Here is a 25701-nt window from a genome sequence, read left to right as displayed (position 1 = left end):
TTTAAAAGAGGATGCTAGACATTCTCTTTTTTTAGAATGAGGGGTTCTAGCTTTAGGTGCTAGGGGGGATAAAATGAAATCAGAACTGTTTTTTTCAATTAAAAGCACTAGGAAGTATGCGCTGGTGTTGCTGGTATTTTCACTACTGGCTTTCCAGTTTGGCTGCGAAAGGAATGAAGGAAGAGACAAGATAAGCGTTGTGATCAACGAAGAGAGGCTTGTATCCGATGTGGACCCTGTAGTGGTAAATGAAAGGACCATGCTCCCGATGAGGGCAGTACTGGAAGGCATCGGCGCCAAAGTGGAGTGGGACAACGAGACTCAGACTGCTATTGCTGTAAAAGGCGAGACAGAGGCGAGGCTAAGAGAAGGCAGCGAGTACGCCACTGTCAACGGAGAGGAAATCTGGCTTGACGCTCCCGTAGTTTCAATCTCGGGCAGGATGTTCGTGCCTGTCAGGTTTGTAGCAGAGACGTTCGGCATGGAAGTTTCATGGGACAACGAGAGCAGAATAGTCACAATAGAAGACAAGAACTACGAGATGGTAAAGAGCGGAAGAGTTAACGTGGGGAACGACTCTTTCTATATAGGCCAGAGCGAGGACGAGCTTGTGAGTAGAATGGGCAGTCCAGACAGGAAGGATAGAAGCGAGAAGGGGTTCCTATGGTATATATACAGCTCAGACTACAGCAGATATGTCCAGATAGGAGTGGAAGAGGGAAAGGTAGTGGCTATATACACCAACTCTAATGACCTGGAGTACGACGGCAGAGTGCGCTTTGGCATGATGAGCCCAAATGTAGAGGCGGAATTCCCGGATGGAAGAAGCTTTTTCGACGGCAAGTACGACATATATGTAGAAGACCAGGTGCTCACCCTGTTTGTAGACGTGCACGAGTCCAACACTGTGACATCGCTGCTGCTTATGGACAAAGATGTGTACTCAAGGAACGACTCCAAGTACAGCTTGGACATAAAAAAGGCGAATGAAAAACAGCTTCTAGATCTTTCAAACGGAGTGCGAAGCCGATACGGCCTCAACTACTTCGTCTGGAGTGAAGAGATGTCAGAGGTAGCTGTAGGTCATAGCGAGGACATGTCGGAGAGAAACTACTTTTCGCACGAAAACCCTGACGGCGAATCTCCTTTTGACAGAATAGAGAACAGCGGAATCCTCTACATGAGTGCAGCAGAGAACATAGCAGCAGGCTACCCAAATGCGATATATGCACATGAAGCGTGGATGAATTCAGGGTCTCACAGGGAAGCAATACTTTCGGAAATAGAGCGTTTTGGGGCTGGAATAGCCCAGAACAACGAAGGGTATATATACTTCACGGAGAATTTCTACACACCTAGATAGTGCTTAAAACAATAATTTTCAGGGAGGGATTGAAATGGACGCGATAGAGAAGAATTTGACTCATTTTAAGGAAAAACACAAGGGGATATACGAGGCGTATCAGGATTTCGGTCGCAAGCTACACGAAGAAGGTGGACCGCTTGATGAAAAGTCAAGATGGCTTATAAAAGTAGCGGTGTCAGCTTCCGGACAGCACAGCCTTTCGCTTAAGACGCATATCAGAAAAGCCAGAAAGGCCGGATGCAGTTGGGAAGAGATAGAGCACGCTATTCTGCTGGTAGCTCCTACTTCCGGGTTTCCCACAATGATGGAAGCCTTGTTGGCCCTGGTTGAGGAAGAGGACGAAGAGTCTAAATAGCAGCGGTTATAGGATGAAAAAAGAGCCACATGCTCTCGGATTTTAGAGAGTGTGGCTCTTTATTTTTTGTCTTTGGTACTGCGGCTGTACTCTGAGCTAGGTATTTTCAAACCTATCTTTTTTTCGATTTCAGATACCATGGCTTCATCCTTAGGCGCTACGAAAGTTATGGCAACCCCATCGTCGCCCATTCTGCCTGTACGTCCTATCCTGTGGATATAAGTCTCTGATTCCTCTGGAACATCGAAATTGTATATATGGGAAACACCAGAGATGTCAAGACCTCTAGCCGCTACGTCAGTGGCCACAAGGTACTGTATCCTAGCTTCCCTGAACGACTTCATGACTTTCTGTCTGGCGCTTTGCGTCATTCCGCCGTGAAGCTTGTTGCAGAGGTATTTTTTCTGGCTCATGGCTTCCTCTAGCTTGTCCACCCTTCGCTTGGTCCTGCAGAAGATTATGGCCAGAAATGGGTTGGTGCTGTCGAGTTCCGCGAAGAGGGCTTCCTGCTTCCATCTGTCGGAGACTCTCACTATTCGCTGTTCTATGGTGTCAAGTGTGACATTCTGGCTAGGGGCTCTCATCTCTAGAGGGTCTTTCATAAACTTGTAGGCCAGCTTCTTCACCTTGGAGTCAAGTGTCGCCGAGAAGCAGAGAGTCTGCTTGTCTTTGTTCGTGCTCTTGAGTATCATCTCGACTTCGTTTCGGAAGCCTATATAGAGCATCTGGTCAGCTTCGTCTAGCACAAGCGTGCTCAAATGACTTATGTCGACCGTCTCTCTTCTGATATGGTCTAGAAGCCTTCCAGGCGTTGCCACCACTATGTCCACTTTTCCGTTCAGTTTTTTAAGCTGTGCGTTTATATCCTGGCCTCCAAACACCGGCAGAATAGTTATGTCTGTATTTGCAGCCAGCTTCTTGGCTTCAGAGGTTATTTGGATTGCAAGCTCCCTTGTCGGTGTGACTATAAGGGCCTGGACATGTGGAGACTCAGAGTCTAGGTTTTGAAAAATAGGGAGCAGAAAGGCGAGCGTCTTTCCGGTTCCCGTCTGCGCTTCGGCTAAAACGTCAGAGCCCTCCATTATTATGGGGATGGTCATGTCCTGTATCGGTGTAGGCTTGTCTATGCCTTGAGATTTCAAGTTTTCTACTAAAAACTGCTTTAAATTAAAGTCTTGGAATTTATTCATATTTGTCCTCTTGTCTTTCTATAAAAATAAAGTGAAAATGCAGCATCTCGCTGCTAATTAAGTATAACACTTAGCCTAGACATAGTATAGAGCTTAAGTGTCTTCAGCACAAAAAAGTAGAGAAGCCTCTGGCCTCTCTACTTTTTTATCATCTTTAAAATTGTAAGCAGTACAACTGCTCCGAAAGTTGCGACTGCAAAGCTATAGAGGTTGAAACCTGTTACACCGCTTCCGCCTATGAATGAAACTATCCATCCGCCGAGAAGCCCTCCGATTATTCCAACTACGATATTGGCCATAAGACCCATGCTGGCATCTTTTCCGGTGAATTTACTCGCCACCCATCCGGCTAGCCCTCCTACAATAATCCAGCTCAGTACGCCCATTTCACTCACTCCTTTTCTAGAATATAAAATGCGTCATATCCTAGATATACCCAGAGATACTGTTTGAAAACTTTTTAGTCTTCAAAAGCTTCGCTTACGCTCCACTCTTTCCATACGTTCCCTACTAGATCTGGGCCTGGCTTAAGGACTTTCTTTCCTGGCTTCCAGCCTGAAGGAGTAACTTCAGCTCCGCCTGTGGCTCTGACGTGCTGGAACGCCTGTATCTGCCTTATAGACTCGGACACATTTCTTCCAACTGGAGGAGTGAGCACCTCGAATGCCTGCACAACTCCGTCTGGATCTATTATGAATCGCCCTCTTGTCTCAACGCCGGCATTTTCGTCATATATTCCGTACATCTTTCCGATGCTTCCGTCTTGGTCTGAAAGCATTGGGAAAGGCATGTCACTTCCTATCATCTTTGAAAGCTCATGGTCGTTCCAAATTTTGTGAACAAATGGAGAGTCGACGCTTACAGAGAGCACTTGCACATCTAGGTCTTGGAACTCCGAGTTCTTTTCAGCAACTGCTGAAACTTCAGTCGCTCAGACAAAAGTGAAGTCTCCTGGATAGAAACATAGAAGAACCCACTTCCCACTGTAGTCTTCTAGATTCACATTTACAAACTTTCCTTTGTAGTACGCTGGTGCGCTAAAATTTGGGGCCGGTCTTCCTACTTTTAACATCTGCTGCTCCTCCTTTACTGTTTCAACAACAGCCTTAGCTGCTTTTTCGGCTACTTTGTTTTTGAGTTCAGGCCTTGTACAGCCTGCTTTGATTTCCTCTGGCATATTGCACCTCCTGATAAGCATTACCTATAGATAAAATCTTACTCATAGGTACTATCTATAGAGTTACTACCCATAAAAAAACTGGAGCAAACAAAAAAACTCAAAAAATACTTACAAGTTACAGTGGATTAAAACTGGGGTATAATAAATAAGATAAATAGCGAGGAGGGATAGAGATGCAGAGCAGAGTTGAAGCGCTGAAAAAGAGCGGATTTAAGTCTATATTTATGATAATGGTAAACCCCGGAGGGTTTCTTAAAAACCATCTAAAGCAGTTCCACTGGGCTGTGGGACTCACTATTTCAGCACTTGCCTTTATGCTTTTCTTTTTGCAGACAGGGCTTGATATGAACAGAGCTGGAAAGCTAAGTACAGGTGGACTGCTGATATTTATGGCTCTAGGGCTTCTATACGGAACGGGAGGTATAGCGTTGCTTTCACTGCTGGCAAATGCCATATCAAAGTCCTACGGAGGAGATAAGGACTACGCATGGACTGTAAAGGCCTTCGGGCTTGGCTACACTCCAACTCTTGTATATGTAATACTGGGTATAGCGTTCAACCTTCTAGCGGGATGGAATACATCTATAGCTTTCGGGGTTACAGGAGTGCTCTGGGCGCTAAACCCGATGATACACAGCATAAAGGAGCTTACAAGCGGGAATTTGACAGTCAGCCTTATGCTTACAACAGCGCTTGGAAGCATCACGCTTCTGGGATGGGGTCTGCTGAGTTTGTTTGGAAGCTAGAAAACGGAGAGGAGGTTTTAATGTGAAATGGACACTGGTCATCTTGAGCTTTGTGGTATTTGGAGTGCTTGGAGTAAATTCAGCGGTCCCCAATTCGAAAGCTAGTCATATCGCAATTGGAGCAGCAGTTTCACTTGTGATGGCAGGGATTTCTTTAGGAAGCAGTATATCGCTTTTCGGGGCTTTGAACCCTGAAGTCAGGAGAAAGCATGGAGTTTCTGGAATAGCTGAAGGTGTGCTGGACGGCTACATGTACATGCTGCCTTTTCTAGCGCTGGCTACACTATCTACGCTGCTTTTCAAATGGCAGGCAGCTATGTCTTTTGCTTCGGCCGCTGTCATGATAGGAGGAGCTACGGCCGGTACGGAGATGATGAAGAGAGGCGCAAGGGGCATGAAGAACATGCTGATTCCATCAGCTATAGGATTTCTGGTTACTATGCTTTGGATGGGCCTCATAGGGTCTATATCCAAGCTTTAGAAAAGGAGGTGACAATATGGCAGGTAGGTATTTCAAGTCAAGACAGCGTTTTTTTTCAACAGCACTATCTTTGGCGCTGGCAATCATATATTCACTTGCGATTGCGCCTTCTGTATATGCAGAAGGCGAGGCGGATGCGGCCCTCAAGGTGCAGTCGGAGATTCCAGGCGGAGAGCTTATGGACTTTGAAGGAGAAGCTGGAGGGCTTTCCTTCCCGGTTAATGGAGTCATGTGGGAGAGCGACACCCAGATGATGGTCCACAACATAGCTGGGCCATTCAACGAGTCGGAGAGGGACACTATAAAAGCCGACTTTGTAGAGTTTGCAGAGACACTGGGTGAAAACGTGTCTATAGGAAGCACAAATTCTTTTCAAGGCTACAAGGTCACAGAGTACGTAGAGGTGACAAACGGACAGGAATCCATGATAGGTTGGCTTATAGAGTATGAAAACCATATCCTCTACAATGCCGTTGCAGTCCCGCCTGGAACAGCACCTACAGAGAACTTGAGAAGCAAGATTGAAAATCTCAGCAGTATATCTCTGAAGGCCATGGCCGAGCAGGGCTACGTCCCTTCTGAAAAGTCCGGGGAGGAAGGTGATCTGGATCTAGAGGGCATAGCAGGTGGCGAGAGCGAGGCTGAGGAAGCTCCAAAGCAGGATGCTCAGAGAGGCATTATACCGGGAACAACTACTACTGGCTCGAAGTACGAGCCCAACTCCTCAGGAGATGTATTTGAAGGAGGGGTTTGGAACTCATCGCAAGGGGAGAGCGACTATCTTGAGAGGCGATTTGATTCTCCTACGCTGATATCCGAGATAAGGATAGCGAGGGCAGGAACAGACGTTACAACTGACAACAGTTCGCTGACTATGAAGATTCAGACTCCAGACGGAAACTGGATAACCGTGGACAGCCTTCAAAATACAAATATAAATATAACTTCTCTTACCGGGGGAGAGGAGGCCAATTCGATCCCAAGCTACAGCAAGGTGCTGGACGAACCTGTAGAGGCAATAGCTTTCAGGCTTGAGATGACTGGGCACGGATGGTTTTCAGCGGAGTCTATAGAGCTATTAAGCGAAAGTGCTGGATCTGTAGTTCCGGCTCCAGGGGGAATAGGAAGTGTCGGGAATATTCCTGGACCTGAAAGCACTACCGAAGCTGTTGCGGGAGTGGTTATACCGGGAGTGTTGGTGACTGTGCTTGGAAATATAATAGGAATGGCTGGAACTGGAGGCTTTAGCCCTAGTGGAGCTTCTGAGATATTTGTAGATGGAATTGAGGAAGAACTATCACCTGTAGCTGATGAAAATATTTACTACAGCGAGGACAATTCCGAGGAAGTTTTCTTAGGTGAAATGCGAGAGAAGAGCTTAGATGGAGAACGGGCAGGACCTGAAGAGGAGCTTGAGAACGAAATATACGAGGAGAATGAAATTGACTCCGAAGGGTATGACAGAGAAGGCTACGACAAAAATGGTTACGACAGAGAAGGATATGACGAGTATGGTTATGATGAATTTGGCTACGATAGAGACGGGTTTGACCAAGAGGGATACAGTCAAAACGGCTATGACAGGGATGGCTACGACCGGAACGGATTAGACTCTGATGGCTATGACAGATATGGATATGATTCCAATGGCTATGACAAGAGCGGCTACGACAGAGGTGGATACAACTCAGAGGGATATGATTCTGAAGGCTACAATGTCGAAGGTTACGACTCGGAAGGGTATGACAAGGAAGGGTATAGCATAGCAGGGCACCATAGAGACGGTTACGATAAAAGTGGCTATGACATTTATGGCTACGACAGGGACGGCTACGACCGAGAGGGCTATGATGTCGAAGGTTACAGTTCGGAAGGCTACAGCCAAGAGGGATATGATCGGGAAGGCTACAACTCAGAAGGTTACGACTCAGAAGGCTATGATTCAGCTGGGTATAACAAGAGTGGCTATGACAGGGATGGATACAGTCAAGAAGGCTATGATCAGAATGGTTATGACCGAGATGGCTATAATGCTGACGGCTATAACACGGATGGCTACAATAGGGATGGTTATGATTCAGAAGGTTATGACCAAGAAGGCTATAATGCAGATGGCTATGACCGAGATGGTGTAAGAAAGGATGGCTATGATTCAGAAGGTTATGACAGTGAAGGTTACAATTCTGACGGTTACGATCGAGATGGCTATGACCGAGATGGTTACAACAAGGAAGGCTATGACTCAGACGGTTACAACAAAGAAGGCTATGACCGAGATGGCTATAGCCGAAGTGGCTATGACAAGTTCGGGGTTCATAGAGACTACAAGAAGAAACCTCAAAAAGAGACAGAGCAGACAGTACAAGAGGAGAAAGGTCTAGAGGAAGAAGGTCCAAAGCCAGAGTCAGAACCTCCATCCGAGCCGGGAGGATCTCTTCCAGGCAGATGGGAGTACAGGAATGTGGGTATAAAAGTAAAAATCGGGCCTATAGGTCCCGAAAATCCACAGGGAACTTTGGAAGCCCATCCCGTAGGTCTTGAGTCGACAAATCCATTCAAGGAAAGCTATGAATGGGTTTGGGTTCCAGGCGAAAAACCTAAATCAGGAGAAACACCAGAAATGCCCGAACCTGAAGTGCCTGAGTCGGAAATACCAGAGACAGAAACTCCCGAGCCTGAAGCGCCTGAACCTAAAGCACCGGAGTCAGATAGTGGTATTATAGGGCCGGAAGATCCTATGAACACTCTGAAAAACCATGACTTGGGAGAAAAGGAATCTGAAATTCCAGATCAACCTGGGACTTCAACAACAGCCGACAATACATCTCTACCGGAAGAACCTGAGTCCATGGTCATAACGACTTCAGTACATGGAGCCCAAAAGCTGATTGTAAAGGACCCAGAAACGGGGCAGTGGACAGACCCTGAGACTGGATCGGTGATAGATCTTGAGAAGCACCAAGAGAATTTAGAGCAGCAGGTAAAGGACTACCAAGACTATATAAAGCGCAACGATGAGCTTGAAAAAACTGGCCAAACTTCTATGCAGCAAGCGCTTGAAAAAATCCAGAAAGACGCAAAAGAAGAGATAGACGCCATACAGAAGGAAATAGACAAGAGAAAAATGGAACAGCTCAAATGGGAGCAGGACAATCTAGAGTGGGAACGAGAGCAGGCAGAAAAAGGCAATAGCTGGGGGCGTATAATTGCAAACACCATGGCAAATGCAGGTGGAGATATAGTTCAAGCTGGAAAGGACATAAAAGATGGTGCTGGATACATTGTAGATAAGACAGTGGAATTTGGAGAAGAGGCTGTAGCTATAGGCGAGGAGATATGGAACGACCCGTCTATTATAACTACAACACTTCAGGGGACTATCCAGGATATACAAAAAGGCGTAGACGACGCTGAAAAAGCTGTGAATGAGACTATAGACTATATTGCCAGCAACCCAGGAGAAGCTTGGAAAAACACTAGTGAAGCGAGCATAAAGGCAGGGAAAACTGTGCTAACTGTGGGTAAAGGGATTGTAAAAGGAGTATATGAGACTGTGACCGATCCGAAAAAAGCCTGGGATTACGTCAAGAATGAGGTTGGAATAGAAAACTTTGAAAACTCACTAGATCCAAATAGGTCGCTTGTGAGCAGGATTGGACAGGTGTTCATAGGAACTGGGAAAGTAGGACTGACTATACTTTCAGCTGGAGAATATGGGGCAATAAAGAAAGGAGTCAGCAAGCTAGCCGGAATTACAGATGACCTGGCAGAGGCTGGGGCTAAAAAACTGGCCACAAAGACCGCTAAAAAGACTACAAAGGAAGCCGCAGAATCACTGGCAACTGGAAAAGTTTCTAAAAAAGCTGAATCATTGGTTGAAAAGGCGCAGAGACAGGCCAGATACAAGGCTGAAAGTGCAAAGATGAACGTAAAAGCCAACAAAGCCAGTGAGAGAGCAGACAATATAATCGAAGATTTCAAGAAGCACAAGAAGGAAAACATGCAGAAGGTCGACGAGATCAGAGACGAGGCCTTCTGGAAGGGAAGAGAAGTTGGGGGACAGAAAGTTGACGAGCTTAAAAAGGCGCAGCTAAAGCTCATGGAAAATCCAGACTCTGAAGAAGCTGTAAAAGCTTACGAAAAAGCTATGGAAGCAGTACAGAAAGACAAGCATGCCATGCATAAGCTGAATGATCTAGACAGCAAGAGGCAGAGAGGCGACAAGCTAGATGAGGCAAGGAGCAAATTCTCTCAAAATCCTAAGTCCAAGGAAGCCGAAAAGGCTTACAAGGACAGCTTGAAGGACGTGAGAAAAGACCAGCTAAGCCCAGATGACCTAGAAGACGGCGACGAAGTCAGAAAGATGTTCAACACCAAGATGAAACAGAAAGCGGAAGTGGCAGACAAGAGAGCTAGGGACAGAGTTGCAAAAGAATACGGTGTGGCTGACAATGAAGTAAAGACTGTAGGAGCTACAAACACAATGGATACGAGCGGTGCACCAGACCCTAGAGGGTATGCCCAAAAACCTAAAAATGTGAGTGGGCAGCCTTCGGTGGACAGTGTGGATGACTTTAAAGCAGCCGACGTAGACGTAAGCAAGGTGAAAGGAGACAAGGTAAGCTACGACATAGACAAGACTTACCGTGTTAAAGTTGGAGAAAGGGTAGATCCTGTGACAGGTAAAGTGACCCCAATTTACAAAGATGTAAAGGCGGAAGACACCAAGAGGATATTCGGAGAAGAGTACTACAAGGAATTCCATGATGGAAAACTGCCGACAAAGCTAGATGTAAATGGCAAAGAAGTCGTGGACTATGATGCAGTAAACAAGTTCTCCAAGGATATGGACGTTTCAGCAGTTGACCACCGTTCAGCAGAAGCATACGGCGCAGGCGACCGAGACTTGAAAGAAATGATAAAGAAAGATGGAAGTGTAAAAGACCTAGATGACTTAGAAGCTTCAACTAAGACTATGGAGTACAAAGCCCATGAATGGGAAAACCAAGCTGACGAAATTAGAAAAGAGTTTGGGGATCTTTCAAAAGCTGAAAGCTGGAGCGAGGAGTCAATGCGTCAAACTACTAAGCAGTTCAACAACCAGATATGCGAGCAAGTAAAAGCTAAAAATCTTGAGAATCTGGCAAAGGGAAAAGAAGCACTGGAAATACCGGAGGATCTTTTCACAGCAGTTAAAATAATGGAAAAAGTAGGGGATGGCGGAATAAGCCCTGTAGAAGCGGAAAAGATACTGAAAGGGATGGGACTTAGTCCTAAAAAGGTATCAGAACAAATGACTTCAATTTTTGAGAGCATACAGAAAGCCAAGAAGTAAGTTGGTATAAAAACTGGCACAGTGATGCAGAAGGGAGAGCTATAGATGAAGAGTCGCAACGAGACTGTAATTTTTGAAGTAGAGTTAAGAGATGTCGGAAGCCTCTTGCTTGATGTATTGGGAATAGAGCCTAACAGGGGTTCGGCTTTCTACGAGGCTGGACTTGCAGGCATAGAGCCAATTGAAGACTTGAGGGAAAAATACAGAGAGCTTCTAGAGGACGAAGATTTTATAAAGGCAATTCGAATAGCATCCGAGCCAGATGTGTACGCCATAAACAGAATAGGTGGAGGGTGTATGGATTTAAACGAGGTGAGGCTCCATGGAAAGGCTAGCGAGGGGAAGTGCCTCGCTGCCACTGCCAGAGCAGCTGATGGAACGTATCAAATTCAGCTCTATAAAGACTACAAAGAGTATTTGGATTGGTGGACAGATAGCTTTGCCGGAAAGAGCGAAGAGGCTGTAGATGGCTATATACCTAGAAGACTCAGCATGGAGCAGCTTTTGTTTGTACTTCATGTCATCGACTCTTTCAGAATTGTCTCCTACAAGAATCTCTTGAATCACATATATGTGGAAAAGGCATATATATCATACAGTGAATTTGCAGAGACAATGGCCGACTCGGTTAGGAGCAGAGATATTCGTTGGCTGCTGCCCACTTTTATGGCTGTACTACCTGGGTTCGAGAAGTACAGCCTCAAAATGGCCCCAGAAGATGCCGCTTTTTTAGTAGAGCAGGGCATTATGGAAAATGCGAAGCTTTCAAAAGACGATGAGCCGGTTATGGTGTTCGGAGAAAGTGGACATAGATTAGGGGTGGAGTTTTTCCGTTTCTGGATGCTGTCGTCAGGTTTTGAAATCAGAAAGTTAGGAGCTGAAGGGTTTGAGACAAAGGAGAGGTTTTTTGTAGCACCTACAGCTGTGGCAAACCATTTTATGGACATAAAGGGAAAGGCTACAGTTGAATGCAGTTCCTACACGAGAGAGCAGCTTGTTTCAAAGCTTGAAAAGCTATTTGGCGATTCGTTTAAAGTAGAAGATGTTATCAGAGCTCATGACACCTTGAAAATGCCTAGATCAGAAACAGAGATGATCTACTGTAGAGCCTGCGGCAAGCAGATATCTTCAAGCTCTAAATTCTGCAAGTACTGCGGAGCAAAACTGAGGTAAGAAAAGACTTAAGTCAAATGAATATACGCAAAACAAACCTAGGGTACATACCCTAGGTTTGTCTTGTGTTGCGAGATTATTCAAAGTTGAACCTTGTCACTTCGGACCTGAGCTCATCTGAAACATGTCCCAGCTTGTCGGCGCAGCTCAGAATCTCCTTTATTATGCTGGTCTGCTCAGACGTGGAGGCTGAAACCTCCTGCGAAGCGGCCCCGGACTCTGCAGCTATTCCTGCTAGAGACTCTATGGACACAAGTATGCTGTGGTTTTTCTCCTTGGCATGCAGAAGATTTTCCTGCATACTCAGGGCTTCAAGCTCGGTGCGCTTCACTCTTTCCACGATTTCAGAGAAAGACTCACCGCTTGACTGGACAGACTCTATTTCCGATATCATAGAGTCCAGATTGCTTTCCATAGACTGAACAGTCCTATCTATGTCGCACTGGATATCCCCAATCAGGCTGTCGATCTGCTCCACCTGTGACTTGGTCTGCTCGGCCAGTTTTCTGACTTCTTCAGCTACAACTGCGAATCCCTTGCCGGCTTCTCCAGCTCTGGCGGCCTCTATGGCGGCGTTTAGCGCTATCAGATTTGTCTGCTCAGAGATCTTGGATATTACATTTATGACTTCGCCTATCTCGCCAGATCGCTTTCCAAGCTCCTGTATAGAGCGAGTTGCAGACGATACAGTTTCGCTGACGTGTTCAAGCCTAGCTGTAGAGGTCTTGAGGTGAGACACGCCGTCTGAGGCTACAAGATACGCCTCGGAGGCCTCGTTCAGTAGGCTTTTCGACTCGTCCTCTATAGCGCTTAAGAACTCCATGTTTTCAGTCATGGCGTTTAGAAGCAGGTTGGCTTCTTGAGACAGTTCAGAGCCTCCGTTTGCCACCTCTGTCATGGCCATGTCTATCTGCTGTGTCACTTCGCTAGTGGTGTTGGACTTGGACTTAAGAGTCTCTGATGCATCGGACAGCCTGTCGGAAGTTGAGTGTATCTTCGACATGGCTAGTCTCAGATCTTCGACCATACACTGGAAAGTCGAGGCCAGTACCCCTATCTCATCGCTGCCGCTGGTGTCTATCTCTACAGAGAGATCACCCTCTCTGACTCTGGAGATGCTGCTTGTGAGCTTTTTTATTGGCTTTGTCAAAATGCTTGAAATCAAAAGGGATACCACAAAGAGCACAGCCATTATGCCGGCTATTATGAGGACCAATTGCAACTTGTTGGAGTCCAGAAAAGCCTGGACTTTTGAGGCGTCCATGTCAACTCCCAGTATGCCGATGATCTCCCCAGAGCTGTCTTTTATAGGCGCATAAGATGTGATAAGAGCTCCGTATTCTTCGCTCTTGCTAAACTCTCCAAGCTGAGCCTCCCCTGTTTCGAATGACTCTATCATCTTGGGAAAGTCTGTAGCCAAAGGCTCAGGGTCACCTAGCCCAGATGCACTTTCATCGTCTAAAGGGGCTCCATCTACCATGTAGAAATACTCGTATTCGTCCCCGACAGCTCTTCTCCCCATTGTGTATATGTAAGTTAGATTGTTGAACTCTCTTATATCGTTTAAACTGTTTCTGAGTTCCAGATAGTATTCGTTTTCGCCTGATTCCGGAGAAATGCTTTTGTACTTGTTTAGATCTATTGCAGCTGCAGAATTTTCAGCTATGGTCTTGGCGTATTCCCCTATGGATACCGTGATCATCTTGTAGGAGTTCTGGTATATAACAGCGCCTATGACTATGCTTGCAATTAGAACTATGCTTAAAAAAGAAATGGAAATCTTGCTCTGTATGCTTTTCATAAAAATCCCTCCATCATAATAGAAACCTTGCAATAAAACTTCCTATAGATATATACCGGTTTTACGAAGTTTGAAACATGAAAGAAAAAACAAATTAATGAAATTTAACATTTTTTTAACTTTGAGTAAAGTCTTATTATGTAGAATTGACCATGACAACCTATATGACTTTATAACAGTGGCAAGAAACGGGCTATACCATGGCATTGTAACTGTAAAAGACCTGCTTGAAAAAACAATAGACGACACTCGCTGAAGAAGACAAGTTTTAGACTTGCATCTCTTTTTTTGGGGTATAAAGTGACTACAATAGAGATGAAAAGGGGGAGTATGTATGTCACTGTATAAATGTAGCGTCTGCGGTTACAAGTACGATGAATCAGAGGAGGAGAAGCTCTGGAAGGAGCTGAAGTCGGATTGGAGATGTCCAGTCTGCGGATCTCCGAAGGAGAAGTTCAAGAGGGTTGAAGGTGAGCTTGAATACTCAAGCGAAAAAGCCAGGGGTCACGATTCGGTAGAAGAGCATATGGATATAATCCACAGAATGGCCTCTACGGGAGAGATGGTGATAGAGCCGATGAGGACGAGGCTTCCAGTTGTGTCCTGGGAGGAGATACTCGTAAAGGGGGCTCAGCTGGGGAAATTCCCTCTGGATGAAGACGCTGAAGTCAGCACTAAAACTGTGATCGGGAAGAATGCCGTGAAGCCCATGGTGCTGGAGACTCCGATAATAGTCACACATATGTCGTTTGGGGCATTGTCCAAGGAGCTTAAGATATCCTTGGCCAAAGGCTCTGCCAGAAACGGAGGGGCAATAGGAAGCGGAGAAGGCGGCATACTTGCAGAGGAGATGGACTCGGCACACAAGTATATATTCGAGTATGTGCCGAACAGGTACAGCGTAAGCGACGAAAACCTGAAAAACGCAGATGCCATAGAGATAAAAGTTGGACAGGGGACTAAGCCTGGAATGGGAGGATTGCTTCCCGGCGAAAAGGTCACAGTCGAGATAGCCAAAGTTAGAGGTAAAAAGAAGGGAGAAGACATAGTGAGCCCTTCTAGATTCAAGGATGTAAACTCTCCAGAGGACTTGAAGGCTCTGATAGAGGAGCTCAGGAGAAGGTCGGGCGGAAGGCCGATAGGAGTGAAGATAGCGGCTGGCAATGTAGAAAAAGATCTGGAGTTCATACTTAAAGCAAGCCCTGACTTTGTCACAATAGACGGCAGAGGAGGGGGAACAGCCGCGAGCCATAAGATAGTAAAAGACGCTACAAGTGTTCCGACAATATACGCTCTTTCAAGGGCTAGAAAATATCTAGATGAAGCCGGGAGCGACGTTCAGCTCATAATAACAGGAGGACTCAGGATATCCTCGGATTTTGCCAAGGCCATAGCCATGGGGGCGGATGCGGTGGCAATAGGAACGGCTGCTATGATGGCGGCAGGATGTCAGCAGTACAGGGTATGCAATTCAGGGAATTGCCCTACAGGCTGCACCACACATGATAAAGAGCTTAGAAAGAACATAGTAGTTGACAAAAGCGCTGAAAGAGTCTACAACTTCATAAAGCTCAGCACAGAGGAGCTCAAGATATTCTCTAGAATATGTGGATACCAAGATGTCCATGAGCTTAAGATAGAGGACTTATGCACAGTGAGTTCGGAGATATCGAGCCATACCGATATCGAGCACGCTTGATTCCGGATCACCAGAAAAAAATATGGCTATCTCGTGATTCCTGTAATATAATGAAATACAAAAAACAATGAGTCGAGAACAGGAGGAATAACATGTTAGTTTGGAAAGAGGAGTACGGTATAGGTGTTGATTTGATAGACGAGCAGCATAAGCATCTCTTTGAAATTGGGAACAGGGCCTACAGCATACTGAAAGACAAGCTCTGCATAGACAAGTACGATAAAGTGGCAGAGGTGCTGGAAGACCTGAGAGATTACACAAAGTACCATTTCAAGACAGAAGAGGACTACATGCTGGACATAGGGTACAGCAATTACTTTGCTCAGAAAGTGGCCCACAAAGACTTCGTAGACAAGTTGGACTCGTACGACTTGAACAGCATAGATGAGCTTACAAATAAAGAGATAGAGGAGATACTTTCATTTATATTCAAGTGGGTGTTAGAGCATATTTTAAAAGAAGACAAGAAGATAGTGAATTCTTAAAAGATAGATTTATCCACACTTTCTGCACTAAAAGCCAAAAGCGCCAGCTTTTGGCTTTTTTAAAATTTGATTGAAGACATAAATTAGGGGAATAATATAGACTAAGTCAAACTGTTTGAGGAGATTTAAAAAACACTGGGGGTGAAGTTATGTCGCAAGACCCGATACTGGATATGTACATATTCGAAACAAGCCAGCTGTTAGAACAGCTAGAGGCTATACTTCTGGAAAGTGAAGAGGACGGAGACATGTCTGTCGAAAGCGTAAACGAAGTATTCAGAATAATGCACACCATAAAAGGATCATCAGCTATGATGACTTTCAACGAGATATCAAGCGTTTCACACAGGATAGAGGACTTGTTTTTTTACATAAGAGAAGGCGGAAGGGAAAGGGTGGACTTCAGAAAGGTGTGCGATCTGGTTCTGCTGGCGCTTGACTTTGTGCGTGCCGAAGTAGAGAAGATAGAGCAAGACCAGGAGCCGGACGGAGACGGAAGTAAAATACTGGATGAGATAAATAGGTATATACAAGAAGTGAAAGGTGAAGAGCGCGAGGAGAAGCAGGAAGAAGAGTACCACGGGTACACCGCCAAAGTGGTCTTTGAAGCAGGATGCGGCATGGAGAATATAAGGGCCTTCACAATACTGGGAAATATAAAGTCTCAATGCAAGCAGATGTACCATGAACCGGACGAGCTTCTAGACAACGGGGAAGAGGCGAGCAAAGAGATAGCTGAGAATGGATTCATGCTCCACTTCACCACAAGCTTGAAGTACGAAAGAGTCAAAGAGATAATAGAGGGCTCTCTCTTTGTAGAAAAACTCGAGCTAGAGTGTACCGACAAAGATGAGGTAGAGAGCAAGGAAGAGGAGCTGACTCCAAGGCACAATATAAAGAAAGACAGGCCTGAGGAAAAGCCTAAAGAAGGAAAACGATCTCAGAGTATAATAAATGTCAACACAGACAAGCTCGACAAGCTGCTAGACCTTGTAGGCGAGATAGTCATAACAGAGACCATGGTCATAAAGAACCCAGATCTTTTAGGTCAGGAGCTTGAAAACTTTCAAAAGGCCGCAAGACAGCTCAAGAAGCTTACAGACGAACTTCAAGACGTGGCAATGGGGCTTAGAATGATTCCCATAGGCCCTACATTCCAGAAGATGCACAGGATAGTCAGAGACATGTCTAAGAAAATAGGAAAAGAGGTCGAACTTGTCATAGTGGGAGATGAAACCGAGGTGGACAAAAATGTGATAGACAACCTTGGGGATCCTCTGATGCACCTCATAAGGAATGCCATGGACCACGGGATAGAGAGCGCTGACGAGAGGGAGTACCTTGGAAAGTCAAAAAAGGGACGCATATACCTAGAGGCCATGAACACCGGAGGGGACATAATAATAAAGATATCCGACGATGGAAAAGGGCTGGACCGAGACGTACTCATAGAGAAGGCCAGAGAGAAGAATTTGATATCGAAGTCGAACTCAGAAATAGGCGACAAGGAGGCTTATTCCCTCATATTGCTGCCTGGATTTTCTACGAAAGAAGCTGTCACGGAGTTTTCAGGGCGTGGAGTTGGGATGGACGTGGTCAGGAAAAACATAGAGAAGATAGGCGGGAGCATAGGCATAGACAGCGCCAAGGGAAAAGGCACAAGTCTCACCATAAAGATACCGCTGACGCTTGCGATAATAGACGGGATGCAGGTTTGCACAGGGAACTCTATGTACACTATCCCGATAAGCGCTATAAAAGAGTCTTTCAGGCCAGTCAAGAAAGACGTAGTAAAGGACACTGACGGAAACGAAATGATAATGATAAGGGGGAGCTGCCATCCTGTCATAAGGCTACATGAGCATTTCAGTTTAAACCCTACAACTGAAAATCTAACAGAGGGGATAATAGTTGTGGTAGAAGGTGGGGAAAAGACGGCATGTCTTTTCGTGGACGAGCTGATTGGGGAACAGCAGGTTGTGATAAAGCCGCTTCCAAACTATTTGAATAAATACAGGCTAAAAGAGTACGGCATAGGGGGGTGCAATATACTAGGCGATGGGAAAATAAGTCTGATAATCAACGTGGAGGATTTGATAAGCATGAACGTATAGGGGGGAGTAGAATGAGCGAAATACTAGATGAGCTGGAGGAAGACACTCAGAAAGACAAGTACCTCACTTTCGGTCTAGATGAAGAAGAGTTCGGGATAGAGATAGAGTATGTGAGGGAAATCATAGGGATCCAGCCTATATCGGAAATACCGGAGATACCCAGCTTTATAAGGGGGATAATAAACCTCAGAGGGCAGATAATACCTGTTATAGACATAAGGGCCAGGTTTAAAAAAGAAGTGCTGGATTACAACGACAGAACGTGCATAATCGTAGTGGATATAAAAGACATAGCCATAGGGCTTATAGTGGACAAAGTCCTGGAAGTCTTAAATATCCCGGAGGAAAACCTTGTGCCGCCTCCAGACTACAAGACGGGAATACAGAATGGCTACATAAAGATGATAGGAAAGTCAGGGGATGGGGTCAAGCTGATAATAGACTGTGAACAGCTGCTTGGAGAGGCAGAGATTGAATTGATTGAGGATTTGGACTAGGAAGGGAGAGCGGAAAACATGAAAGGGTATAAAGACTTTAAAGTTGGAACCAAGATTATAGTTGGTTTTTTGATAATGGCAGTTGTCTCAGGAATAATAGGTGCAGTTGGGATAGTGAATATTTGGAAGATAGACGCTCTGGACACCAAGCTATATGAGACCATGACAGCGCCTACTGGGGAGCTTGTGACCATAACAGACACTTACCAGCAGAACAGGATAAAGCTAAGAGACATAATTCTGACAGAGGATACGGCCAAGATATCTGAGTACGAAGGAAAGATTGCAGAGGCGAACGAGGAGTTCACCAAGACTCTAGACAGCTACTCCAAGACTCTCTTCACTGAAGAGGGAAAGGAGCTCACAGAGAGGATAAAGACCGAAAAAGCCAGATACGACCAGATAACAAATCAGATAATAGGCTATGTAAAGGCTGGGAACAAGCCAGCGGCCATAAGCCTACTGAACGGGGAAGGCGCTTCAATCGGAGCGAGCATAGACAGCGCCGTGGTGAGCATGAAAGAGACCAAGATTTCGGCTGCCAAGGATTTATCTGCAAGCAACACAGCTACAGCTAAGACGGCCACAGTGCAGGCGATCTCGATACTGGTTGCAGGGGTAGCAATAGCTATAGGGCTTGGAGTTTTCATAGCCAGGACGATAAGGAGACCTGTAAACAAGCTTCTTGTAGCTTCAAGGGAGATCGCAAAAGGAGACTTGAGCGTAGAGATAGACGTGGACAGTAAAGATGAAATAGGCCAGCTTGCCAAGGCCTTTGATGAAATGGCTAGAAGCGTAAACGCAGTTATGACAGATATAAACTCATCTTCAGAGCAGGTCTCTGTCGGATCGACTCAAGTGGCGCAGTCAAGCCAGGAGCTTTCACAGGGAGCTACAGAGCAGGCCAGTTCTGTAGAGCAGATAACAGCCTCAATACAGCAGCTTTCAGCCCAGACGACTCAGAATGCTGGAAATGCCAACGAGGCAAGCGAGATAGCTTACAAGGCCCAGAGAGATGCAGAAGAGGGAAATGCAAAGATGCAGGAGATGCTTAAGTCTATGGAAGAGATAAACGAGTCTTCAGAGAAGATCTCCAAGATAATAAAGGTAATAGATGAAATAGCGTTCCAGACGAATATACTTGCCCTCAATGCCGCTGTAGAGGCTGCCAGAGCGGGACAGCACGGAAAAGGCTTTGCCGTTGTGGCAGAAGAGGTCAGAAACCTTGCCGCTAGAAGTGCAAACGCCGCAAAAGAGACTACAGAGATGATAGAAGGGTCTATAAACAAGACAGAGAATGGGACTGCAATCGCAAGGGATACGGCCAAAGCGCTTTCAGACATAATAGAGGAAGTGGAAAAAGTGGCCAAGTATGTAGCGGAGATAGCAGAAGCCTCAAACGAGCAGTCGATAGGCATAGAGCAGGTGAACCAGGCTGTGCTACAGGTTTCAGATGTGATCCAGAACAACTCCGCAACTTCAGAACAAGTGGCGGCTGCAAGCCAGGAGCTATCAGGACAGGCAAATATGCTTAAAGAGGCGGTAAGCACTTTCAAGCTCAGAAAGTTCAAGTCCTCGAAAGGCAGCTTCGACAGCATAGGCTCGGAAATACTCAACATGATGGACGAGGAAGAGGAGAGTTCAGGAAAGGGAAGCATAAGGATAAATCTGAGTGAAAGAGAGTTTGGAAGGTACTAGGTAGCTAAGTAGTTAAGGGAGGCGATTGAATTGGCTGAAATAAGCGACTTGGAATTCGACTTGCTCAGGAGATATATAAAAAAGAGCTTTGGAATCAGCCTAGGCGACGAGAAGAAGAGCCTGGTAACAGGCAGGCTTGGAAACAGGATAGCAGAGCTTGGATTCGACAACTTCACAGACTACTACAGATATCTAGAATCTGAAACAGATGAGGATGGTATAGTGGACCTGGTCAACAGGATAACCACTAACCATACCTTCTTTATGAGAGAGCCAGACCACTTCGAGTTCTTTGGGAAAGTGGCGTTGCCTTGGATAGAGAAGACTGCAAAGGACTTCGAGCTTAGGGTTTGGAGCGCTGGATGCTCCAGCGGACAGGAGCCGTATACACTGGCCATGATAGTAGATCAGTATTTCAGCGGCAGGAAGTACAGGTGGAAGACAGACATACTTGCCACTGACATATCTACCAAAGTCCTGAGACAGGCGGCAGCTGGGGCCTACTCGGAAAAGGAGGTAGAAGATTTTCCAAAGCGATGGAAAGATACATATATGAAGAAGACTGGACTGCGCGAATACACCATGTCGGACAAGATCAGAAAAGAGCTTGTGATAAGGCGGTTCAATCTGATGGAGAGCAAGTTTCCGTTCAAGAAAAAGTTTCATGTCATATTCTGCAAGAATGTGATGATATACTTTGACGACATCACAAGGACGGAGCTGGTAAGAAAGTTCTACGACAGCTTGGAACCGGGCGGGTATCTCTTTATAGGTCGGACAGAGTCCTTAAGCGGAATTGAGAGCAGGTTTAAAATTGTAGAGCCGGCAATATACAGAAAGGAATAGGTTTATGAATAGGAATAGGAAGGTGAAGGTCTTGGTCGTAGACGACTCCAGACTTTCTAGAGAGATCATATCAAGGGGAATATCGAGAGATGAAAACATAGTGGTGGTTGGGCAGGCGTCAGACCCTTTCGAGGCAAGAGACAGAATAGAAGAGCTCAACCCCGACGTCATAACTCTAGACATAAATATGCCCAAGATGAACGGCATAGAGTTCTTAAGAAAGCTTATGAGCCAGCATCCCATACCGACAGTGGTCATAAGTGGAATGAAGGAGAAGCTTATGGAATCTCTTGAGGCCGGAGCCGTGGACTTTGTGTCCAAGCCGGATGTAAAGACGAAAAAGGACTTGGAGGGGTTCCTGAAGGAGCTCGAGTACAAGGTGAAGACTGCTTCTACAGCTAAGCTGGTAAAATTAAAGAATGAAGACTCTAAGTCGAGAGACGTCGAAGCGGAACCAAAGCGCGACTTGAACAAACGAATAAAGGTCATAGCCGTGGGCGCTTCTACAGGGGGAACAGAGGCGTTTTTTAAGTTGATAAAACAGCTGCCCACCAATATCCCGGGGATGGTCGTGGTACAGCATATGCCATCGTCGTTCACAAAGATGTATGCAGACAGGCTGAACAGCCAGACAGGGTTCGAGGTCATAGAGGCCAAGAGCGGGGATGAGGTGAAGCCTGGAAGAATCATAATAGCGCCTGGAGACTTCCATATGCAAGTCAGGCCAGAGAATGGGAAATTAACTGTAAGATGCTACGAGGGGGAGAAAGTAAGCGGTCACTGCCCTTCGGTAGACGTGCTGTTTGAATCGGTTGCAGAGCATGTAGGGAAAAAGGCGCTAGGTGTAATACTCACAGGCATGGGCAGAGATGGGGCCAAGGGACTTCTGAGCATGAAACAGAGAGGCGCGTATACCATAGGTCAGGACAGGGATACAAGCGTAGTCTATGGAATGCCCATGGTATCGTACAATATAGGGGCTGTGGAAAAACAGGTCCCTATAGACAAAATGGGAAAGGCCATAGTAGAGTATTTATAGCTAAAAAGGTATGGCGTAGCCATGCCTTTAAAGTATATACTATACTTAGATATTCTAAACTAAGGAGCATTGAGATGTGGAAGAGCAGATACAGCAGAGAAAAGATAGTAGACAAATACAAACTAATATACATACCGCTTATTATAAGCATCGTGGCCATAATGCTGATGAGCATTCTAGGCTACTACATATCGAAGAGCATGCTCATAGACCAAGTCAAGAGCAGTGGGATTAAGCTGGCAGATCAAGTCTCTAGACAGGTGAAAGGGAACAACGCGTCTTTAAGAGCCATGGAAAGCGCACTAGATGAAAAGATAGAGATATCCTCTCAGATAGTGATAGCTGAGAGGGAGAATCTAAGCGAAGAAAAGCTGCTTGAGATTCAGGAACAGCTGGGCTTAGATGAAATCCACTGGATAAGGCGAAACGGTGAAACTATCTACAGCACCCATGACGGATACAAGGACTGGACAGTGCCGGAGAACCATCCGCTCGACCTTTTTTCCAAGAGCGAAGAGCGTTTCATGGTGGAAAAAATAAGGCCAGACGCTGAATATGGAATACTGACCAAGTATGGCGCGATGAAAGACGAGGACGGAAATTACGTGCAGATAGGCATAAGAGCTGAAAGCATAAGAGAGCTTACAAATAAATTTGACTACCAGAGGATACTGACCGACCTAGAGCGAGAGGACAGCATAGAGTACGCTTATATTTTAGACGAGAGCTTCAAAGTGCTGGCGGATACAGATGCAGAAGCTGTAGGGACTGGATACAGTGGTGAAAAAGCTGTGCTGGAGAAGCAGGAGAAGAGTGCAGTTTCAGGTGCTGTCTTAAATGAAAAAACGCTGGCCAGCACAGGCGAAAAAATTATGGAGATAGTGTACCCTATAGAGTTTGACGACGGATACAAGGAGCATATAGTGCTTGGAATCTCCATGGAGGAGGTATACAGGTCCATAGAGAGGATGCTTCAGTACTCTGTGATGGTGACTGCTGTGATGGTCGGACTCATCCTGTGGACACAGAACAAGAACATAATAGTCCCGGTAAAGAACCTCCACGACAATATTCACAGAATAGACCTAGAGAGCGATCTGAGCTATAGACTGCCAGTTACAGAAGGCGATACTTTCCAAGGTATAACCCACTCGATAAACGCCATACTTGAAGAGTCGTCAGATTATTTCTCAGAGCTAGAAGACAGCAAAAGAGAGATAAGCGAGTCCAAGGAGATAATCTCCTCGGCGTACCAGCAGCTGAGCGCATCAGAAGAAGAGCTGAGGGCCCAGTACGATGAGATACAGGACTATACAGAGAAGCTCGAAGAGCTGAAGCGTAAGTACGAAATAGCCATAGAGGGGACAAACTCAGCTGTATGGGAGATAGACATGGAAGACGAGACTATCTACTTTTCAAAGGAATTCTCGAATATAGTTGGGAAGAGAGTAGAAAAGAAAGAGAGCCTAGAGGAAACTATAGACGACATATTTGGAGAAAGCGCCAGAAAACAATTTATGCAGGAATACGAGCTCTACAAGAGTACAGGAATTGGAGAGCTATACGTCCAGCTTGACTACGAGGATCTTGAGAAAAAGAAGCTCCTGCTTCAAGGGAAGGGCCTCTACAAAGACGAGATGCTCAAGTCCATAAGCGGTATAGTAATAGACGTGACAAAGCTAAAAGAGCAGGAAGAGTATATAGAGTACCTTGCATACCACGACTTCTTGACAGGACTTCCAAACAGAAGGTCGCTTATGAAGGAGCTGGACTACGAGCTTGGATATGGAAAGAGAGGCGCACTTATTCTGCTGGACTTGGACAACTTCAAAGAGATAAACGACACTATGGGTCATATCTACGGCGACAAGATCCTGAGGAAGATAGCCGAAAAGCTTGCTGAACTCAACATAGAAAACTCCACTATATCCAGGTTTGGAGGAGACGAATTCTTGGTGATGATATCCGAGGAGACGGACATAGGAAGGATCTCTGAGTATGCAGACGGGATCATAGATATTTTGAAGAGGGAAATAGCGGTTTCAGGTGAAGCGGAGTTCATATCTTGCAGCATGGGCATAACGCTCTATCCTATAGACGGAGACGACTCTGGACAGCTGATAATGAATGCGGACATGGCCATGTACAGCGTGAAGAACAACGGCAAGAGCAACTACGCTTTCTTTGACAAGGACATGGTGGCGCAAGTTCAGGAGAAAGTGGATATAGAAAAGCAGCTGAGGGACTCGGTGGAGAATGACGGATTCAAGCTGCTTTACCAGCCGCAGGTAGACGTGGAAAGCGGGGAGATATCGGGGTTCGAAGCGCTTATAAGGCTGAAGGACAGGTTCATATCTCCAGGGGTGTTTATACCTATAGCAGAGGAGACGGATCTCATACACGAGCTTGGAAGGTTTGTGACAGAAGAGGCAATAAGGCAGCTTCAGGAATGGAAGTCTAGAGGCTTAGAGGGAAAGACTGTAGCCATAAACTTTTCGGCTAAGCAGCTCAAAGACGAAGGGTATTTGGAGTTTTTAAAAGACAGGCTGGAACACTATGGGGTGGCGCCAAGCGAGCTGGAGATAGAGATAACCGAGAGTGTATTCTTGGAAAAGAAAGATCAGCCGCTCAAGTTCCTAGAGGAAGTGAGATCTATGGGAGTGCGAATAGCGCTTGACGACTTCGGCACAGGGTACTCTTCTCTGAGCTACCTGACGTTTTTGCCTGTGAACAAGATAAAGCTGGACAAGTCGCTGAGCGACAGGTTCTTGGAGCTCGAAAACATAGGGGTAATGGACAGTCTTATATCTTTGGCTCACAGCTTGAACTTGGAGGTAATAGCAGAAGGCGTAGAGTATATGGAGCAGTACAAGAAGCTCAAGGTAGGAAAGTGCGATAGAATACAGGGATACCTGTTTAGCAAGCCGCTAGAAAAAGAGGACGCGGAGCTTATATACAATAAAAGTTTCTTGAATGAGAACTAGGAGAGTGCAGGACATGGGAAAGCATTTTGGAAATATGCAGAAGATAAGAAATGGAAAGAGAACATACGGCATAACACCTCATATAAGGGGAGGCTTCATTAGGCCCGAAGACCTGGAGAAGATAGCTGTAGTGGCTAAAAAATACAACGCCGCCCTGAAGATAACTTCTGGGCAGAGGATACTCTTAAGCAATTTGAAGGAAGAGGATCTAAATGACATATGGGAAGAGCTTGGCATGGAGCCGGCTGTGGAGGTGCAGAACTCTGTAAAAAACGTGGAGATATGCCCTGCTGGGCTGTGCAAGAGAGTGAAGTACAACACAATAGGGCTTGGAATGAAGCTCTCTAGAAAGTACCAGAAGATGAAGATGCCATGTAGAACCAAGATTGGCGTTGCAGGATGCAGAAATGCATGTGGAAGTGTCTACAGCAAGGATATAGGCGTGATAGCCGATGTGAACGGACTGATGATGGTCACTGCTGGAGGCTCGGCAGGCTTTCACCCAAGATTAGCGGATATACTTGTAAGGGACTTAAACGAGGAAGAGGTGCTTGTCTATATAGACAGCCTTGTAAGGCACTACCAGGAGATTGCAGAAGAAGGGGAAAAACTGGGGCATTTGATAGACAGGATAGGCCTTTCAGAATTTCAGGCTGGTTTAGAGAAAGTTAAATAAGATTAAGAAAAGCGTGCAGATTCTAGAATCTGCACG

19 protein-coding genes are annotated in these 25701 nt (G+C 45.8%); 15 read left to right on the top strand and 4 right to left on the bottom strand.

From position 1 onward, the window contains the following. Positions 1-73: 73 nt before the first annotated feature. Both EUAN_RS00635 and EUAN_RS00630 read left to right on the top strand, forming a co-directional pair. Positions 74-1363 (top strand): stalk domain-containing protein, encoded by a 1290-nt coding sequence (locus EUAN_RS00635; RefSeq protein WP_071060626.1) that lies wholly within the window; start codon positions 74-76, stop codon positions 1361-1363. A gap of 34 nt (positions 1364-1397) precedes the next feature. Continuing rightward, on the top strand, positions 1398-1721 hold the full coding sequence (locus EUAN_RS00630) for a carboxymuconolactone decarboxylase family protein (protein ID WP_071060624.1): 324 nt from the start codon (positions 1398-1400) through the stop codon (positions 1719-1721). A 59-nt stretch (positions 1722-1780) separates the two neighbouring features. On the opposite strand, the gene EUAN_RS00625 is transcribed toward EUAN_RS00630, so the two are convergent. The 3 genes from EUAN_RS00625 to prxU all read right to left on the bottom strand — a co-directional run bounded on the left by EUAN_RS00625 (position 1781) and on the right by prxU (position 3983). After that, a complete protein-coding gene (locus EUAN_RS00625) occupies positions 1781-2911 on the bottom strand; it encodes a DEAD/DEAH box helicase (protein ID WP_071060622.1) in 1131 nt (376 codons plus the stop codon). Positions 2912-3048: 137 nt separating this feature from the next. After that, complete coding sequence (locus EUAN_RS00620; protein WP_071060620.1) at positions 3049-3297, bottom strand: GlsB/YeaQ/YmgE family stress response membrane protein; 249 nt, start codon at positions 3295-3297, stop codon at positions 3049-3051. A gap of 74 nt (positions 3298-3371) precedes the next feature. Beyond that, on the bottom strand, positions 3372-3983 hold the full coding sequence (prxU, locus tag EUAN_RS12540) for a thioredoxin-dependent peroxiredoxin (RefSeq protein WP_245674422.1): 612 nt from the start codon (positions 3981-3983) through the stop codon (positions 3372-3374). 281 nt (positions 3984-4264) lie between these two features. Here prxU and EUAN_RS00605 point away from each other — a divergent pair, with 281 nt between their 5' ends. Genes EUAN_RS00605 through EUAN_RS00590 form a run of 4 tightly spaced genes read left to right on the top strand, consistent with a single transcriptional unit; the run spans position 4265 to position 11826 of the window. Next, entirely contained in the window at positions 4265-4837 is a 573-nt protein-coding gene (locus EUAN_RS00605; protein WP_071060616.1) for a hypothetical protein, read from the top strand. 22 nt (positions 4838-4859) lie between these two features. Further along, entirely contained in the window at positions 4860-5318 is a 459-nt protein-coding gene (locus EUAN_RS00600) for a hypothetical protein (protein ID WP_071060614.1), read from the top strand. Between the two features lie 16 nt (positions 5319-5334). After that, on the top strand, positions 5335-10653 hold the full coding sequence (locus EUAN_RS12530) for a hypothetical protein (protein WP_071060612.1): 5319 nt from the start codon (positions 5335-5337) through the stop codon (positions 10651-10653). Positions 10654-10698: 45 nt separating this feature from the next. Next, positions 10699-11826, top strand: coding sequence for a zinc ribbon domain-containing protein (locus EUAN_RS00590; RefSeq protein WP_071060610.1), 1128 nt, complete (start codon positions 10699-10701; stop codon positions 11824-11826). Positions 11827-11902: 76 nt separating this feature from the next. On the opposite strand, the gene EUAN_RS00585 is transcribed toward EUAN_RS00590, so the two are convergent. Further along, complete coding sequence (locus EUAN_RS00585) at positions 11903-13627, bottom strand: methyl-accepting chemotaxis protein (RefSeq protein ID WP_071060608.1); 1725 nt, start codon at positions 13625-13627, stop codon at positions 11903-11905. A 334-nt stretch (positions 13628-13961) separates the two neighbouring features. On the opposite strand from EUAN_RS00585, the gene EUAN_RS00580 reads away from it, so the two are divergent. From EUAN_RS00580 to EUAN_RS00540, 9 genes are all read left to right on the top strand, one after another. Then, positions 13962-15326 carry a glutamate synthase-related protein gene (locus EUAN_RS00580; protein ID WP_071060606.1) on the top strand — a complete coding sequence of 455 codons (1365 nt, stop codon included), beginning with the start codon at positions 13962-13964 and terminating at the stop codon, positions 15324-15326. A 92-nt stretch (positions 15327-15418) separates the two neighbouring features. Next, positions 15419-15811 carry a bacteriohemerythrin gene (locus tag EUAN_RS00575; RefSeq protein ID WP_071060604.1) on the top strand — a complete coding sequence of 131 codons (393 nt, stop codon included), beginning with the start codon at positions 15419-15421 and terminating at the stop codon, positions 15809-15811. Positions 15812-15984: 173 nt separating this feature from the next. Next, on the top strand, positions 15985-17925 hold the full coding sequence (locus EUAN_RS00570) for a chemotaxis protein CheA (protein WP_245674407.1): 1941 nt from the start codon (positions 15985-15987) through the stop codon (positions 17923-17925). An 11-nt stretch (positions 17926-17936) separates the two neighbouring features. After that, positions 17937-18422: a chemotaxis protein CheW gene (locus EUAN_RS00565; protein WP_071060600.1), complete on the top strand. Its 486-nt coding sequence runs from the start codon at positions 17937-17939 to the stop codon at positions 18420-18422. Between the two features lie 18 nt (positions 18423-18440). Further along, positions 18441-20120: a methyl-accepting chemotaxis protein gene (locus EUAN_RS00560; protein ID WP_071060599.1), complete on the top strand. Its 1680-nt coding sequence runs from the start codon at positions 18441-18443 to the stop codon at positions 20118-20120. Positions 20121-20150: 30 nt separating this feature from the next. Next, positions 20151-20966, top strand: coding sequence for a CheR family methyltransferase (locus tag EUAN_RS00555; RefSeq protein WP_071060597.1), 816 nt, complete (start codon positions 20151-20153; stop codon positions 20964-20966). A 4-nt stretch (positions 20967-20970) separates the two neighbouring features. Continuing rightward, on the top strand, positions 20971-22005 hold the full coding sequence (locus tag EUAN_RS00550; RefSeq protein WP_071060595.1) for a protein-glutamate methylesterase/protein-glutamine glutaminase: 1035 nt from the start codon (positions 20971-20973) through the stop codon (positions 22003-22005). A 74-nt stretch (positions 22006-22079) separates the two neighbouring features. After that, on the top strand, positions 22080-24989 hold the full coding sequence (locus EUAN_RS00545) for a sensor domain-containing protein (protein WP_071060593.1): 2910 nt from the start codon (positions 22080-22082) through the stop codon (positions 24987-24989). Further along, on the top strand, positions 24979-25665 hold the full coding sequence (locus EUAN_RS00540) for a nitrite/sulfite reductase domain-containing protein (RefSeq protein ID WP_245674406.1): 687 nt from the start codon (positions 24979-24981) through the stop codon (positions 25663-25665). The genes EUAN_RS00545 and EUAN_RS00540 overlap by 11 nt, the downstream gene beginning before the upstream one ends. Positions 25666-25701: the final 36 nt, after the last annotated feature.

The organism is Andreesenia angusta, assembly GCF_001855385.1.
Taxonomy (GTDB): Bacteria; Bacillota; Clostridia; order Tissierellales; family Gottschalkiaceae; genus Andreesenia; species Andreesenia angusta.
The sequence above is the reverse complement of the archived record's forward strand: the minus strand, read 5'-3'. Positions and strand labels throughout refer to the sequence as shown.